General features: G+C 59.9%; 12 protein-coding genes. 3 read left to right on the top strand and 9 right to left on the bottom strand.

Features of this window, described 5'->3' with window-relative positions; translation table 11 throughout:
* Positions 1-136 precede the first annotated feature (136 nt).
* Positions 137-2,176 (bottom strand): NADPH-dependent 2,4-dienoyl-CoA reductase, encoded by a 2,040-nt coding sequence (locus K5E37_RS04235; RefSeq protein WP_221533199.1) that lies wholly within the window; start codon positions 2,174-2,176, stop codon positions 137-139.
* 205 nt (positions 2,177-2,381) lie between these two features.
* Here K5E37_RS04235 and K5E37_RS04230 point away from each other — a divergent pair, with 205 nt between their 5' ends.
* Both K5E37_RS04230 and K5E37_RS04225 read left to right on the top strand, forming a co-directional pair.
* Positions 2,382-3,512: a nitrilase-related carbon-nitrogen hydrolase gene (locus tag K5E37_RS04230; RefSeq protein ID WP_221533198.1), complete on the top strand. Its 1,131-nt coding sequence runs from the start codon at positions 2,382-2,384 to the stop codon at positions 3,510-3,512.
* Positions 3,513-3,515: 3 nt separating this feature from the next.
* Positions 3,516-4,556, top strand: a complete 1,041-nt coding sequence (locus K5E37_RS04225) for an AraC family transcriptional regulator (RefSeq protein ID WP_221533197.1) — start codon at positions 3,516-3,518, stop codon at positions 4,554-4,556.
* Positions 4,557-4,560: 4 nt separating this feature from the next.
* On the opposite strand, the gene K5E37_RS04220 is transcribed toward K5E37_RS04225, so the two are convergent.
* From K5E37_RS04220 to K5E37_RS04210, 3 genes are all read right to left on the bottom strand, one after another.
* The gene (locus K5E37_RS04220; protein ID WP_127798821.1) at positions 4,561-4,749 is read right to left on the bottom strand and encodes a hypothetical protein; all 189 of its coding nucleotides are present in this window, start codon (positions 4,747-4,749) and stop codon (positions 4,561-4,563) included.
* A gap of 161 nt (positions 4,750-4,910) precedes the next feature.
* A complete protein-coding gene (locus K5E37_RS04215; RefSeq protein ID WP_221533196.1) occupies positions 4,911-5,780 on the bottom strand; it encodes a DUF2242 domain-containing protein in 870 nt (289 codons plus the stop codon).
* A 93-nt stretch (positions 5,781-5,873) separates the two neighbouring features.
* Positions 5,874-6,773, bottom strand: a complete 900-nt coding sequence (locus K5E37_RS04210; protein ID WP_221533195.1) for a LysR family transcriptional regulator — start codon at positions 6,771-6,773, stop codon at positions 5,874-5,876.
* A gap of 122 nt (positions 6,774-6,895) precedes the next feature.
* Here K5E37_RS04210 and K5E37_RS04205 point away from each other — a divergent pair, with 122 nt between their 5' ends.
* Positions 6,896-8,101 carry an MFS transporter gene (locus K5E37_RS04205; RefSeq protein WP_221533194.1) on the top strand — a complete coding sequence of 402 codons (1,206 nt, stop codon included), beginning with the start codon at positions 6,896-6,898 and terminating at the stop codon, positions 8,099-8,101.
* 60 nt (positions 8,102-8,161) lie between these two features.
* Here K5E37_RS04205 and K5E37_RS04200 read toward each other — a convergent pair whose 3' ends face one another.
* The 5 genes from K5E37_RS04200 to clpP form a co-directional block, all read right to left on the bottom strand.
* A complete protein-coding gene (locus K5E37_RS04200; protein WP_221533193.1) occupies positions 8,162-10,033 on the bottom strand; it encodes a SurA N-terminal domain-containing protein in 1,872 nt (623 codons plus the stop codon).
* 231 nt (positions 10,034-10,264) lie between these two features.
* A complete protein-coding gene (locus tag K5E37_RS04195; RefSeq protein ID WP_002552737.1) occupies positions 10,265-10,537 on the bottom strand; it encodes an HU family DNA-binding protein in 273 nt (90 codons plus the stop codon).
* Between the two features lie 148 nt (positions 10,538-10,685).
* On the bottom strand, positions 10,686-13,082 hold the full coding sequence (gene lon / locus K5E37_RS04190) for an endopeptidase La (RefSeq protein ID WP_007951557.1): 2,397 nt from the start codon (positions 13,080-13,082) through the stop codon (positions 10,686-10,688).
* 163 nt (positions 13,083-13,245) lie between these two features.
* Positions 13,246-14,529 carry an ATP-dependent Clp protease ATP-binding subunit ClpX gene (gene clpX / locus K5E37_RS04185; protein ID WP_007951558.1) on the bottom strand — a complete coding sequence of 428 codons (1,284 nt, stop codon included), beginning with the start codon at positions 14,527-14,529 and terminating at the stop codon, positions 13,246-13,248.
* Positions 14,530-14,642: 113 nt separating this feature from the next.
* Positions 14,643-15,278, bottom strand: coding sequence for an ATP-dependent Clp endopeptidase proteolytic subunit ClpP (gene clpP, locus K5E37_RS04180; RefSeq protein WP_007951559.1), 636 nt, complete (start codon positions 15,276-15,278; stop codon positions 14,643-14,645).
* Between the last annotated feature and the right edge of the window lie 28 nt (positions 15,279-15,306).

Here is a 15,306-nt window from a genome sequence, read left to right as displayed (position 1 = left end):
CGCTCAAAGGACGCCATCGCGAGCAAGCTCGCTCCCACAAGGTTCTGCTGAGCTCACAACATCTGTGAACGATGCAAAACCTGTGGTAGCGAGCTTGCTCGCGATGGTCATCGGCACGCTGAACCTGGTTGCAGCATTACAGCTCGGCGGCCAGACGCGAACCCTGATTGATCGCACGTTTGGCATCCAGCTCGGCCGCCACATCGGCGCCGCCGATCAGGTGCACGTTCTGCCCGGCTTCGACCAGACCGTCGTGCAGCTCGCGCAGCGGATCCTGGCCGGCGCAGATGACGATGTTGTCCACCGGCAGCACTTGCGGCTCGCCGGTTTCGCCGATGCGGATGTGCAGACCTTCGTCGTCGATCTTCAGGTATTCGACGCTGTTGAGCATCTGCACCTGCTTGTTCTTCAGACCGGTGCGGTGAATCCAGCCGGTGGTCTTGCCCAGGCCGTCGCCGACCTTGGATTTCTTGCGTTGCAGCAGGAACACGTCACGCGCCGGTGCGTGCGGTGCAGCCTTGATTCCGGCCACGCCACCACGGGCTTCCAGATTCGTGTCGATGCCCCACTCTTTCCAGAACGCAGCGCGATCCTGACTGGTGGCCACGCCTTCATGGACGAGGAATTCCGAGACGTCGAAACCGATACCGCCGGCGCCGATCACCGCCACACGCTTGCCGACCGGTTTGCGCTCGAGCAGCACATCCAGATAGCTCAGCACTTTGGCGTTTTCGACGCCCGGAATCGCCGGAAGACGCGGCGCAATGCCGGTCGCCAGAATGACTTCGTCGTAACCGCCTTCGACCAGTTTTGCCACGTCAACGCGGGTGTTCAGGCACACCTCGACGTTGGTGGTCTGCAGTTTGCGTTTGAAGTAACGCAGGGTTTCGTAGAACTCTTCCTTGCCCGGCACACGCTTGGCGACGTTGAACTGACCACCGATTTCGCTGGCCGAATCAAACAAGGTCACCTGATGCCCGCGCTCGGCGGCCACGGTGGCGGCGGACAGACCGGCAGGACCGGCACCGACCACGGCGATTTTCTTGATCTGCTTGACCGGCAGGTAGTTGAGCTCGGTCTCGTGGCAGGCACGCGGGTTGACCAGGCAGCTGGTGAGCTTGCCACCGAAGGTGTGATCGAGGCAGGCCTGGTTGCAGCCGATGCAGGTGTTGATTTCGTCAGCGCGACCCTCGGCAGCCTTGTTGACGAAGTCCGGGTCGGCGAGGAACGGGCGCGCCATCGAAACCATGTCGGCATCGCCTTCAGCCAGAATCTGCTCGGCGATTTCCGGAGTGTTGATGCGGTTGGTGGTGATCAGCGGAATATTCACCGAACCACGCAGCTTGGCCGTGACCTTGCTGAACGCCGCACGCGGCACTTTGGTGGCGATGGTCGGGATTCGCGCTTCGTGCCAGCCGATGCCGGTGTTGATGATGGTCGCGCCGGCCTGCTCGATGGCTTTGGCCAGGGTGACGATTTCTTCCCAGGTGCTGCCGCCTTCCACCAGGTCGAGCATCGACAGGCGGAAGATGATGATGAAGTTCGGGCCGACCGCTTCACGTACGCGGCGAACGATTTCCACCGGCAGACGCATGCGGTTTTCGTAACTGCCGCCCCAACGGTCGGTGCGGTGGTTGGTGTGGGCGGCGAGGAACTGGTTAATGAAATAACCTTCCGAACCCATGATTTCCACACCGTCGTACTCGGCGGTCTGGGCCAGTACCGAGCAGGTGACGAAATCGCTGATCTGTTTCTCGATGCCTTCCTCGTCCAGTTCCTTGGGCTTGAACGGGTTGATCGGCGCCTGAATGGCGCTCGGCGCGACCTGTTTCGGGCTGTAGGCATAACGGCCGGCGTGAAGGATCTGCATGCAGATCTTGCCGCCTGCATCATGCACGGCGCGCGTCACGATGCGGTGCTTGAGCGCTTCTTCCTCGGTGGTCAGCTTGGCCGCGCCGGAGTACACGCCGCCCTCGTCGTTCGGACCGATACCGCCGGTGACCATCAGGCCCACGCCGCCACGGGCACGCTCGGCGAAATACGCCGCCATGCGTTCGAAACCACCCGGCTTTTCCTCAAGGCCGGTGTGCATCGAGCCCATCAGGGTGCGGTTGCGCAACGTGGTGAATCCCAGGTCCAGCGGGGCCAACAGGTGCGGGTATTGAGTGGCGGTCATCGTTAACTCCACAGCGAGCGATCACGGAAAATGCGGGAGCTCTGCGTCCCCCGTCAGTCATGTTCGACAGATTAGGAGTCGCATCGCTGTCACTCAATGACCGTAACTGACAAGTTATTGATCCAAATGCGCAGCGCCCCTTGGCAAGCCGGGGCTGGCGCCCTACCCTGTCCGCACACCCTGTACCCGGTTGTTGTTGGATTTCATGCGCAAACTTCTGTACCTGACTTTTTCCATGGCGCTCATCGCCGCGCTCACCTTCTACGCCATGTGGGCGGCTGACCGCCCGGCCGGTCATTACCTGTCGGACCTGCGGATCAAACTCGCGGTCGATCAGGGCACGCCCGCCGACCGTGGCAACCTGCTGGGCATCCAGCCCGAGCTGTTCCCCACCGACTACCAAAGCCCCGAACGCCTGCACCGCAAGCTCGCCGCCTATTTGCAGCAGGCGCAGGATCAGGGGCTGTTGAATGATAAAACCGTGGTCATCCTGCCGGAGCATGTCGGCACCTGGCTGATGATCAGCGGCGAGAAAGACGAGCTGTACCAGGCCGCCACCCTCGCCGAAGCGATGAACTGGCTGGCGGCGAGCAACCCGGTGCAATTTGCTCGCGCCTGGCTCACCGCCAAGGGCAGCAGTCGTCTGGATGACGCGCACCTGCGCATGAAGTCCCGGGACATGGCCAAGGACTATCAGGCGCTGTTCGGCGGTCTGGCCAAGGAATTCCACATCACTTTGGTGGCCGGCTCGATCGTGCTGCCTGAACCGAACATCACCGATGGCCGGCTCAAGGCCGGCAGTGGCGCGCTGTACAACAGCACCGTAGTGTTTGGCCGCGATGGCGCCCCGCTCGGCCAGCCACAGCGGCAGATGCGTCCGATCTTCGATCAGGACGAGCCATCCGGCACCCGCGAAGCTTCCCGGATCAATGTGATCGACACCCCGGCCGGACGCCTCGGCGTGTTGATCGGCAGCGACAGTTGGTATCCGGACAACTACCGCAAACTCGACGAGCAAGGCGCGCAGCTGATCGCGGTGCCCGCGTTCGTCGTCGGTTATGGCGTGTGGGATCAACCGTGGAAGGGCTACAAAGGCTTGAGCGTGCCGGACTCGGTCAGTTTGAAACCAGGAGACGTCAGCGAGGGCCAAGCCTGGCACCAACTGACCCTGACCGCGCAACCGCCGGCCAGCAAGGCGCTGGCCGGCATGAGTGTGTTCCTGCGCGGGCAGTTCTGGGATAAACCGAGCTCCGGGCAAAGTTTCCTCAGCAGCAACGGCCAGCAATTCGCTGACAGCGAAGCCCGTGGCGCGCGCCTGCTGAACCTCTGGTTGTAAACCATGAAACCGCAGCCGATGCGTCTCGGGGATCTGTCGGTGGGCTTCGTCCACAGCCTGGCCGATGCCGTGCGCAGCCATGACGTCGATCCGCTGCCATTGCTCGAACAGTACGGCCTGGATGCCGCACGCCTGGCCGAAGCCGGGGCGCGTCTGTCGATCCCGCGCTACATGCGCCTGGGGCATGGCGCGATCCAGCTGACCGGCGATCTGGCACTGGGTTTGCGCATGGGCGGGCTCAGCCGATTGAGTCAGGCCGGGCTGGCCGGCGTGACCGCCGCGCAGGCGCCGACCGTGCGTGAAGCCGCCCGCTGCCTGACTCGCTTCGAACCGTTGTACGGCTCCAACTATCGCGGCCAGTCGAGTTTCCACGAGGACGCCAGCGGTGCTTGGCTGCGCTTCTACTCGATCAGCCCGTACAACGCTTACAACCGCTTTGTGGTGGATTCGATCATTGCCGGCTGGCTGCATCAGCTGTCCAGTGTCAGCCCCGAGCCGTTGCGCGCCGAACGGATCGAAATCGAGTTCGACAGTCCGGATTATCGCGACGCCTATGCCGTACTCGGCGAATGCCCGATCCAGTTCGGCGCCGAACACAATCAACTGCGCCTGAGCCTCACCTGCCTGGCCCAACGCAACCCGGAGCATTGCCCCAGCACCTGGAAACATTTGCTCGGTTTGTGTGAACGGGAACTCGAGCAATTGACCCGCACCCGCAGCCTGCGTGAACGCATCACGCAATTGCTCGGGCCGTTGCTCAATGGTGGCCGGGAACCCGACCTGGAAGAAGTGGCGGCACGCCTGAAGCTGCCGACCTGGACATTACGGCGCAAACTGGCCGAGGAAGGCACGCAGTTTCGCGCGATCCTCAATGACACCCGCCGTGATCTGGCGATGACCTACATCCGCGACACCGAACTGGCATTCGGTGAAATCGCCTACCTGCTGGGGTTTGCTTCGGCCGAAGCTTTCCAGCGCGCCTTCAAGCGCTGGAACGGCCAGACACCGGGCGAATTTCGCCGCAGTCACCGCAAGACAGGCTGACGCCTTACAGCTCTGTAGCGTCTTCCGCAGGCTCTGGTGAATCCAGCTCAAAGGCCTGGAATTCGAGCAGTTCTTCTTGATAGTCATCCATTGCGTAATCCCCCTGACGCTTGCTTGAAATGGCCTGGAACAAATGACCAGTGCCTCGAGCATAAAGTGCCCGTGTGAAGGAAAAATGAAACGCGTCCTTCATGAAATAAACGTAGCAGGCGGTCAGGAATTTATCGCGGGGAATTTTGAGAAGGACTCATCCACATTGCACTGTGGGAGCGAGCCTGCTCGCGATAGCGAACTTTCCGACACATTGATATTGATTGTGCCGACGCTATCGCGAGCAGGCTCGCTCCCACAGGTTTACTGCCCGGAGGCAGGCATGGCCGGGATCGGCTCGGAGGGCGGCGGAATGTCCGTCGGGTTGGCCGGCGGCGTGATGGTTTCCGTCGCGGGCGCAGGCTCGGTAACCGGTGCCGGGGTGATCGGCGCGGCTTCGGCCGGCGGTGCTACCGGCTCGGAACTGGCCGGGGTCGCTTCTGCAGGCGCTGGTACCGCAGCGGGCTCGGTGGCCGGCGCTGGGGCCGGGGTCGGCGCAGGAGTCGGTTCAGCCGCAGGAGCTGGGGCCAACGGAGCCGGTGTCGCCTTGGCTTCCGGCACACCCAGGTCGGTCTTCGGTTTTTCGGTGATGTGCGCAGCTTTCTTCGCGTCGGCCGGCAGGAACAGCTCGACCAGCGTGAAGAAACGCTCGTAGAACTTCTGCGACGACACGGTTTCGCTGGCGACCTTGACCATCGAATCGTCAGACGAGCCGATCGGCATCGACACCGAGCCCAGTACGCCGACACCGAGGCTTGCGGAGTTGTTGGTCTTCTTCAGCGCGTAGCGGTCCTGCAGGGCGTTGGCGAACACGGTGGCGTGATGGCCGGCGCTGCCATCATCGGCGCACACCACGTTGAAGCTGATCTCCAGGTGGGTTTCACCGGTCTGCTGGAAGCTCTTGTGCCCGCTGACCAGTTTCGGGTCATTGCTGGTAATGATGTAGCCCTGGCTGAGCAACGCCCGGCGGGCCGCTTCGCAACTGGCGGTGTCGGTCACCGGGTAATTGCGCGAAAAGGTGCCGGAGTCGTCGAAATTCTCATGCTCGTAGATAGGCTTGTCCTTGGAGCAGCCGGCAGCGGCGGTCAGCAACAACGCCAACCCGAAAAAACGCACGGGAATAGAATTCAACATTAAACATCCTGAGGGGAAAACGGTCCGGGGCGTATTGTGCAACAGATCGCTGCCCCGCGGCGTATGGATTAGTGTCTTAAAACAGTTACAACTCTACCGGTCATGGGCGACAGGAAAAAGTCGCGCCGATAAATGATCGATGAACACCCGCAATTTGGCGGTTGCATGCCGGCTTGATGGCCACAGGACCCAGAACTGCCCGACGTGCTCCAGATGCTCCTCCAGCACGCGCTGCAGGCGACCCTGCTGCTGCGCTTCATGGATCATGAAGTCCGGCAGACAGGCGATGCCCATGCCCGCCAGCGCCGCATGCCGCACGGCCTCAATCGACGTACTCACAAGGCGTGTCGGCAGGGTCGGTTCGGGCGCGCCCTCCTCGCGCTTCAGCGGCCAGGGCTCCAGTTTGCCCGTGGCGTGAAACGTATGGCGCAGGCAGGCGTGCTCCGCCAGATCGGCCGGGGTCAGCGGTTCGCCGCGCTCGCGCAGGTACGCGGGGCTGGCCACCAACACCATATGAAACTCGCCCAACGGTCGTGCCATCAGTCGCGAGTCTCGCGGTTTACCCGTTCGAATCACTGCGTCGAAACCTTCTTCAACCACATCAACCATGCGATCGGTCAGGTCCAGATCCAGTTCGATCTGCGGGTACAGCGCCATGAATTCGTTCATGACCGGCATCACCAGGTCATGCACCTGCGGCAGGCTGACCCGCAACTTGCCGTGAGGCGCCGCTGCGGCATCGCACAGCTCAAATTCCGCCGCCTCCACTTCGGCGAGGATCTTGCGGCAACGTTCAAGAAACAGCGCGCCTTCACTGGTCAGCGTGATGCTGCGAGTGGTGCGGTGAAACAACCGCACATTGAGCCGTGCCTCCAGGCGGGCGATGCTTTTGCCGACCGCCGACGAAGACACACCCTGCAAACGGCCCGCCTCGGTAAAACTGCGGGTTTCCGCCACCTGCACGAACACCGAAATACTGCCAAGGCTGTCCATTCATCCCTCCCTGATTCACGACATTCTTGTCCGAGATGTTCGGAACCCTAACCTGTTTTTCCCGAATGTGCAGCGCCCTACCCTATGGCCTTCGTCTTTCTCGGCAAAAGGGATGCTGGTTCATGAACGATGCGCAACTCACCTCTACACCGCTGACCAATAGCGTCCAGCACGACGAACGACTACCGCTGGGCGCACTGCTAGCGCTGGCCACCGCCGGGTTCATCACCGTGCTGACCGAAGCGATGCCCGCCGGCCTGTTGCCGCAGATGAGCGCTGGGCTTGATGTCTCTCAGGCACTGATCGGGCAACTGGTCACGCTGTACGCCATCGGTTCGTTGCTGGCGGCGATTCCACTCACCATTGCCACCCGTGGCTGGCGTCGGCGCCCGCTGCTGCTGACGGCCATTGGTGGGTTTGCTATCGCCAACAGCATCACCGCGTTGTCGGAGCTGTACTGGCTGACCCTGATTGCACGTTTGATCGCAGGCGTGTTCGCCGGGCTGCTGTGGGCTTTGCTGGCGGGGTACGCGAGCCGGATGGTGGCACCTCACTTACAAGGCCGGGCGATTACGGTGGCCATGCTCGGGGCGCCGCTTGCGCTGTCGCTGGGCATTCCGGCCGGGACGCTGCTGGGCACGGTAGTCGGCTGGCGCCTGAGCTTCGCGATCATGACCGGGCTGACGTTGCTGCTGGTGATCTGGGTGCGTTGGCAAGTACCGGACTTCGCCGGTGAACGCGCGGGAAAACGCCTGCCACTGCGTCAGGTGTTTACCTTGCCGGGCGTGCGATCCGTGCTGTTTGTAACCTTGTCCTACGTCGTCGCGCACAACCTTCTGTACACCTACATCGCGCCCTTTCTGGAGCCATCGGGACTTGGCGCAGAAATCGACCGGGTGTTGTTGGTGTTTGGTCTGGCATCGGTACTGAGCCTGTGGATCGTCGGTAGCCTGATTGATCGCTGGCTGCGTCAGCTGGCACTGGTCAGTGCCACGCTGTTCCTGCTGTCGGCGATCGCACTGGGCCTGTGGCGCGAATGGCCGGGCGTGGTCTACACCGCCACCGCCGTCTGGGGCCTGGCGTTCGGCGCGATGCCCTCGCTGTTGCAGACGGCCCTGGCAAAAACTGCCAAGGAGGCTGCCGATACCGCGCAATCGATGCTGGTGACCCTGTGGAATGTCGGCATTGCCGGCGGCGGACTTGCGGGCGGTCTGCTGCTGAACAACCTGGGCGTCGGGACTTACCCGTGGATTGTCGCGGGTCTGTTGCTGCTGACCCTGTATGCGACCGTCAATGCCCGAAGCCATGGCTTCCCGAACGCCGAATAGCGCGCACAAAAAAGCCCCGGATTTTCATCCGGGGCTCGGGTCTTGCGGCTCAACCAGGCATCAGAAACGCTTGATGTCGGCTTCGGCTTCCAGCTGCTTGCGGTACGCCGCGAAGTCCTGCTGGCCCACACGCGATGCGAGGAAGCGACGGTATTGCGCTTTCTCTTCATCGGTCGGAGCCGCTGCTTCGTTCACGCCGTTCAGACGCACGATGGTCAGGCTGCCATCCGCCAGCGTTACGCTGGTGAAGGTCGGCTTGTCCTTGGCGGCCGGTTTCGGCATGCGGAACAACGCTTGCAGCACTGCCGGATCAACGCCTTCCTGAGCGCGGTTCGCCGCTTCAGTGACTTTCCAGCTCTGACCGTCCACCGCCTTGTCCAGCGGGGTCTTGCCATCACGCAGACTGGCGATCAGTTGCTCCGCCTTGGTCTTGGCAGCAGCGCTGGCGTGCTCTTTGGTCAACTGGGCGCGAATGGCAGTGGCCACGCTTTCCAGCGGCAATTGAGCAGGCTTCAGGTGCTCCTTGGCGCGCAGCACGATCACGGTTTCCGGATCCAGCTCGATGGCGGTGCTGTTGGCACCCTCTTCCAGCACTTCAGTGCTAAACGCGGCAGTCACAACGGCACGGTTGGCTGCAACGCCTTCGCCACCTTCACGGCCGAACGGCTTGGAGGTGTGCACGGTCAGTTTCAGATCCTGCGCTGGCTGGGCCAGGTCGGATGCTTCGAACGACGAGTCTTCCAGTTGCTTGGTCGCCTCGACGAAACGCTGCTCGACTTGCTGGGTTTTCAGCTCGCGGGTCAGCTTGTCTTTCAGGCTGGCCAGCGTCGGCACTTCAGGCGCCTCGACACCCAGCAGCTTGATCAGGTGGAAACCGAAGTCGGTGCGAACCGGCTCGGACACCTGATCCTTGTTCAGCGAATACAGGGCTTTCTCGAAGGCTGGATCGTAAACGCCAGGACCGGCATAACCCAGGTCACCGCCATTGTTGGCCGAACCCGGATCCTGCGAGAACTCCTTGGCCAGCGCTTCGAATTTCTCGCCCTTGGCCAGACGCGCCTGGATTTCTTCGATCTTCGCCTTGGCCTGAGCTTCGGTGGTCTTGTCGTTGACTTCGATCAGAATGTGCGCCGCACGACGCTGTTCCGACAGGTTGGCGATCTCTTTCTGATACGCCGCCTGCAGGTCTTCGTCCTTGACGGCGACCTGATCGAAGAACGAAGCCTTCTTCAGTTCCAGGTAATCGATGACCACTTGATCCGGGGTCATGAATTCCTTGGCGTGCTCGTCGTAGTAAGCCTTGACCTCGTCATCGGTCAGCTTGACGGCCGAAGGGTCAGCCTTGATGTTCAGCGTAGCGAAGTCGCGGGTCTGTTTTTCCAGACGGGCGAAGGCCAGCACCTGAGCGTCGGTCACGAAACCGCTGCCCGCCACACCGGCGCGCAGTTGGCCGATCAGCATTTCCTGAGCCAGCATCTGGCGGAACTGCATGCGGCTGTAGCCCAGTTGACGGATCACCTGATCGAAACGGTCGGAGCTGAACTTGCCGTCGACCTGGAATTCAGGCGTCTGCAGGATCACTTGGTCCAGGGCCGCTTCGGAGAAAGCGAATTTCGATTGTTCTGCGCCTTGCAGCAGCAGCTTGCGATCGATCAGACCCTTGAGGGCCGATTCGCGCAGCATTTTTTCGTCCAGCAAGGAAGCGTCGAAATCCTTGCCCAGTTGTTGCATCAGCTGACGGCGTTGCATATCCACCGCCTGGCTCAGCTCGTTCTGGCTGATTTCTTCACCGTTGACCTTGGCCGCCTCATTCTTGTGAGTCGTGGCCTGGAAAATGGCGTCGAAACCGGTCAGAGCCATCAGTGCAACGATGACTCCGATAATGGTCTTGGCAATCCAGCCTTGTGAATTGTCCCTGATATTCTGCAGCATGCGTCCCCCAGAAACGGTTGAACTTCAAAATTAGGCAACCGTGGAGCGTGGGTAGAATCCGGATAGAAGAAAGGCGCATCCGAGGATGCGCCTTCTCGTAACTGGCGGAGCGGACAGGGCTCGAACCCTCGATCCCGGTGTGACAGGCAGCTATTCCAACCGCCTGCTCTACCGCTCCGCTGCCAAGTCAGGCATGACCCCGACCCGGATGGGTAAAAACCTGAATCAAACTTAGTTGACGGCTTCTTTCAGGGCTTTACCGGCTTTGAAACCTGGCTTTTTGGCTGCCGCGATTTCCAGAGTCTTGCCGGTCTGTGGGTTACGACCGATGCGAGCTGGACGATCAGTCACGGAGAAAGTACCGAAACCAACCAGAACAACGGAGTCGCCAGCCTTGAGAGCGCCAGTGACGGATTCGATTACAGCGTCCAGCGCACGGCCAGCAGCAGCTTTCGGGATATCAGCGGATGCAGCGATAGCATCAATCAGTTCCGACTTGTTCACTCTAAGTCCCCTTATATCTATTTGAGTATGATTCTAAGTTTTTTGGTGAAAGCAAAAACGAGTGCTGAATGGCCTACAGACACTTAAGAGCCGCTTTATAACAAGGGCTCTAAAAAGCTGTCAAGGAAGCCCCCCAGGCAAAAGCGTATTAATGCGTGCTAATTCTTTCCTTAGAGTCAGACTCACGTTTTTCGTCCTTGGCAACTATCTCCGGAGCCACATCCGGCAAGGGCTCCGGCGCGTATTGCAGCGCAATTTGCAGGACCTCGTCAATCCATTTAACCGGTTTGATCTGCAGATCCTGCTTGATATTGTCAGGAATCTCCTTCAGATCGCGCACGTTCTCTTCCGGAATAATCACTGTCTTGATTCCGCCACGGTGAGCAGCCAGCAGTTTTTCCTTCAGACCGCCAATGGCGAGGACTTGACCACGCAGGGTGATCTCGCCGGTCATGGCGACATCGGCACGCACAGGAATCCCCGTCAAAGCCGACACCAGCGCAGTACACATGCCTACACCGGCGCTCGGGCCGTCTTTCGGCGTAGCACCTTCCGGCATGTGGATGTGCGTGTCGCGCTTCTCGTGGAAGTCCAGCGGAATGCCCAGGCTCTTGGCACGGCTGCGCACCACGGTCAGGGCCGCAGTGATCGATTCGACCATTACGTCACCCAGCGAACCGGTCTTGATCAGTTGACCTTTGCCCGGCACCACAGCGGCTTCGATGGTCAGCAGTTCGCCGCCCACCTGAGTCCAGGCCAGGCCGGTCACTTGACCGATCTGATCCTGCTGCTCGGCCAGACCGTAGCGGAACTTGCGAACGCCGAGGAAATGTTCCAGCAGATCAGCTGTCACTTTTACCGAGAAGCGTTTTTCCAGCGCATGCTCTTTGACCGCCTTGCGGCAGACCTTGGCAATCTGCCGCTCGAGGCCACGCACACCGGCTTCGCGGGTGTAGTAACGGATGATGTCGCGGATCGCTTCTTCGTCGAATTCCAGCTCGCCCTTCTTCAGGCCGTTGGCTGCAATCTGCTTCGGCGACAGGTACTTGACCGCGATGTTGATCTTCTCGTCTTCGGTGTAGCCCGGCAGACGGATGACTTCCATCCGGTCCAGCAGCGCCGGCGGAATGTTCATCGAGTTCGAGGTGCACAGGAACATCACGTCCGAGAGGTCGTAGTCGACTTCCAGGTAGTGGTCGTTGAAGTTGTGGTTCTGCTCTGGATCGAGCACTTCCAGCAACGCCGACGCCGGATCGCCACGCATGTCGCTGCCCATTTTGTCGATTTCATCGAGCAGGAACAGCGGGTTGCGCACACCCACCTTTGTCATCTTTTGAATCAATCTTCCTGGCATCGAACCGATGTAGGTTCGACGGTGACCACGGATTTCCGCTTCATCACGCACGCCACCGAGGGCCATGCGCACGAATTTTCGGTTGGTGGCATGGGCGATCGACTCGGCCAGCGAGGTTTTACCCACGCCCGGAGGACCGACCAGGCACAACACCGGGCCACGGATTTTCTTCACGCGCTTCTGTACGGCAAGGTATTCAAGGATGCGTTCCTTGACCTCTTCGAGGCCGTAGTGATCGGCGTCGAGAATGTCTTCGGCACGGGCCAGGTCCAGACGCACCTTGCTCTGAGCCTTCCACGGCACCTGAACCAGCCAGTCGATGTACGAGCGCACCACGGTGGCTTCGGCGGACATCGGCGACATCTGCTTGAGCTTGTTCAGCTCGGCAGTGGCCTTGGCCAGGGCATCTTTCGGCAGACCGGCAGCGTCGATACGCTTTTTCAGGTCTTCGATTTCGTTGTGGCCTTCGTCGCTGTCGCCGAGCTCTTTCTGAATGGCCTTCATCTGCTCGTTCAGGTAGTACTCGCGCTGACTGCGCTCCATTTGCTTTTTGACGCGGCCACGAATGCGTTTTTCGACTTGCAGCAGGTCGATCTCGGCGTCCAGCAAAGCCAGAACGTGCTCGACCCGGGCCGACAAATCGATGATTTCGAGGATTTCCTGCTTCTGCTCGATCTTCAGCGCCATGTGCGCGGCCATGGTGTCTACCAGGCGGCCAGGCTCGTCGATGCTATTGAGCGACGACAGGACTTCAGCCGGGACTTTCTTGCCCAGCTGCACATATTGTTCGAACTGCGACAGCAGGCTGCGCACGAACACTTCGGATTCACGTTCGGCGGCGTCGACTTCGTCAATCAACGAGACTTCGGCACGGCAGTGGCCATCGACTTCGCTGAAGCGCTCGACAGCGCCACGCTGCTCGCCTTCGACCAGAACCTTGACGGTGCCGTCAGGCAGTTTGAGCAGCTGCAGAACAGTGGCGATGGTACCTACGCGATAGAGAGCTTCTTCACCGGGATCGTCGTCAGCCGGGTTTCTCTGGGCCAGCAGCAGGATCTGCTTGTCGCCCGTCATCGCGGCCTCGAGGGCTTCGATGGATTTCTCGCGCCCCACGAACAGCGGGATAACCATGTGCGGATACACAACGACATCACGCAATGGCAGGAGAGGCAATTCGATGGTGGTCTTCATGATTTCGCCTCTACGGCGGCCATATGGCCGTAATCAGATGGAATTAAGCTTGAAACCAAGATGGGGGCTGACTTGAAAAAAAACAAGCGCAAAGGGGATGTAAAAAACGACATAAAAAAAAAGAGGCCCGAAGGCCCCTTCTTTGTTCCGGCAGACCGGGCGCTTACGCGTCCGGTGCAGCCTTGGCGGCCGGCTCACTGTTTTCGTAGATATACAGTGGCTTGGACTTGCCTTCGATCACGCTTTCATCGATCACGACTTTGCTCACCTCGGACTGCGAGGGGATTTCATACATCGTGTCGAGCAGCACACCTTCGAGAATCGAACGCAGGCCACGGGCACCGGTTTTACGTTCCAGGGCACGCTTGGCGACCGATTTCAGCGCGTCGGAACGGAATTCCAGATCCACGCCTTCCATCTCGAACAGCTTGGCATACTGTTTGGTCAGGGCATTTTTCGGCTCGGTGAGAATCTGCATCAAAGCAGCCTCATCCAGCTCGTCCAGCGTCGCGAGGACTGGCAGACGACCAACGAATTCCGGGATCAGACCGAACTTGACCAGATCGTCAGGCTCGACTTCACGCAGGGATTCACCGACTTTCTTGCCTTCTTCCTTGCTGCGCACTTCTGCGTTGAAACCGATGCCACCCTTGGTGGAACGGTTCTGAATGACCTTCTCCAGACCGGAGAACGCGCCACCGCAGATGAACAGGATGTTACGGGTATCAACCTGAAGGAATTCCTGCTGCGGATGCTTGCGGCCACCTTGCGGCGGAACGGAAGCGACCGTGCCTTCGATCAGTTTGAGCAAGGCCTGCTGCACGCCTTCACCGGAAACGTCCCGGGTGATCGACGGGTTGTCGGACTTGCGCGAAATCTTGTCGATTTCGTCGATGTAGACAATGCCCATCTGGGCTTTCTCTACGTCGTAATCGCACTTCTGCAGCAGCTTCTGAATGATGTTCTCGACGTCTTCACCCACATAACCCGCCTCGGTGAGGGTGGTTGCGTCGGCGATGGTGAACGGAACGTTCAGCAAGCGGGCCAGGGTTTCGGCCAGCAGGGTTTTACCGGAGCCTGTCGGGCCGATCAGCAGGATGTTGCTTTTGCCGAGTTCGACGTCGTCAGCCTTTTTGTCACGCTGGTTCAGACGCTTGTAGTGGTTGTACACCGCTACTGCCAGAACCTTCTTGGCACGTTCCTGACCAATTACATACTGATCAAGGATGCCGCTGATTTCTTTAGGCGAAGGCAATTTATGCGCGCTGCTTTCGGCCTGTGCTTCCTGCACCTCCTCGCGGATGATGTCATTGCACAGGTCGACGCACTCGTCGCAGATAAAGACCGAGGGGCCGGCAATCAATTTGCGCACTTCATGCTGGCTTTTGCCACAGAAGGAGCAATAGAGCAGCTTGCCGTTGTCCTCGCCGTTGCGGGTGTCAGTCATTCGTTCGATCCAAATCCGATAGGCTTGCAACACAAGATGAAGGCTATTGCGGGCTTTTTCAAGCCCGCCGCTGATCAGACGCGCCGACCAAGCCTATTTTGAGCTGCTTATTTTTAAGCTGGGCGCTGGTTGATCACTTCGTCGATCAGACCGTATTCCTTCGCAGCTTCTGCACTCATGAAGTTGTCGCGGTTGGTGTCGCGCTCGATTTCTTCAAGCGTACGGCCGCTGTGCTTGGCCATCAGCGTGTTCAGACGCTCGCGGATGAAGAGGATTTCCTTGGCATGGATTTCGATGTCCGATGCCTGGCCCTGGAAACCGCCCAGTGGCTGGTGAATCATCACGCGCGAGTTCGGCAGGCAGAAACGCTTGCCAGGAGCACCGGCCGTCAGCAGGAATGCGCCCATGCTGCACGCCTGACCGATACAGGTAGTCGATACGTTTGGCTTGATGAACTGCATGGTGTCGTAGATCGACATGCCCGCTGTCACCGAACCGCCCGGGGAGTTGATGTAAAGATGGATGTCCTTGTCCGGGTTTTCCGCTTCAAGGAACAGCAATTGCGCGCAGATCAGGTTGGCCATGTAGTCCTCTACAGGACCCACCAGAAAGATTACTCGTTCCTTGAGAAGACGCGAGTAGATGTCATAGGCGCGCTCGCCACGAGCAGATTGCTCGACAACCATCGGGACCAGGCCGCCGGCGGCCTGGATATCAGAGTTCTGCTGAATATAGGAATTACGGAACATGCTCTGCAGTCACTCCCAAATAGTCATG

The organism is Pseudomonas sp. RIT778 (assembly GCF_019718735.1).
In the GTDB taxonomy this organism is placed as follows: Bacteria; Pseudomonadota; Gammaproteobacteria; order Pseudomonadales; family Pseudomonadaceae; genus Aquipseudomonas; species Aquipseudomonas aphyarum.
The sequence above is the reverse complement of the archived record's forward strand: the minus strand, read 5'-3'. Positions and strand labels throughout refer to the sequence as shown.

Bases quoted from the DNA above. Each gene is read 5' to 3' on its own strand.
- K5E37_RS04230 (WP_221533198.1), top strand. From the start codon at position 2,382: ATGCGCAAACTTCTGTACCTGACTTTTTCCATGGCGCTCATCGCCGCG.
- clpP (WP_007951559.1), bottom strand. From the start codon at position 15,278: ATGTTCCGTAATTCCTATATTCAGCAGAACTCTGATATCCAGGCCGCC.
- K5E37_RS04235 (WP_221533199.1), bottom strand. From the start codon at position 2,176: ATGACCGCCACTCAATACCCGCACCTGTTGGCCCCGCTGGACCTGGGA.
- K5E37_RS04200 (WP_221533193.1), bottom strand. From the start codon at position 10,033: ATGCTGCAGAATATCAGGGACAATTCACAAGGCTGGATTGCCAAGACC.
- K5E37_RS04215 (WP_221533196.1), bottom strand. From the start codon at position 5,780: ATGTTGAATTCTATTCCCGTGCGTTTTTTCGGGTTGGCGTTGTTGCTG.
- K5E37_RS04210 (WP_221533195.1), bottom strand. From the start codon at position 6,773: ATGGACAGCCTTGGCAGTATTTCGGTGTTCGTGCAGGTGGCGGAAACC.
- lon (WP_007951557.1), bottom strand. From the start codon at position 13,082: ATGAAGACCACCATCGAATTGCCTCTCCTGCCATTGCGTGATGTCGTT.
- clpX (WP_007951558.1), bottom strand. From the start codon at position 14,529: ATGACTGACACCCGCAACGGCGAGGACAACGGCAAGCTGCTCTATTGC.
- K5E37_RS04225 (WP_221533197.1), top strand. From the start codon at position 3,516: ATGAAACCGCAGCCGATGCGTCTCGGGGATCTGTCGGTGGGCTTCGTC.
- K5E37_RS04220 (WP_127798821.1), bottom strand. From the start codon at position 4,749: ATGAAGGACGCGTTTCATTTTTCCTTCACACGGGCACTTTATGCTCGA.
- K5E37_RS04205 (WP_221533194.1), top strand. From the start codon at position 6,896: ATGAACGATGCGCAACTCACCTCTACACCGCTGACCAATAGCGTCCAG.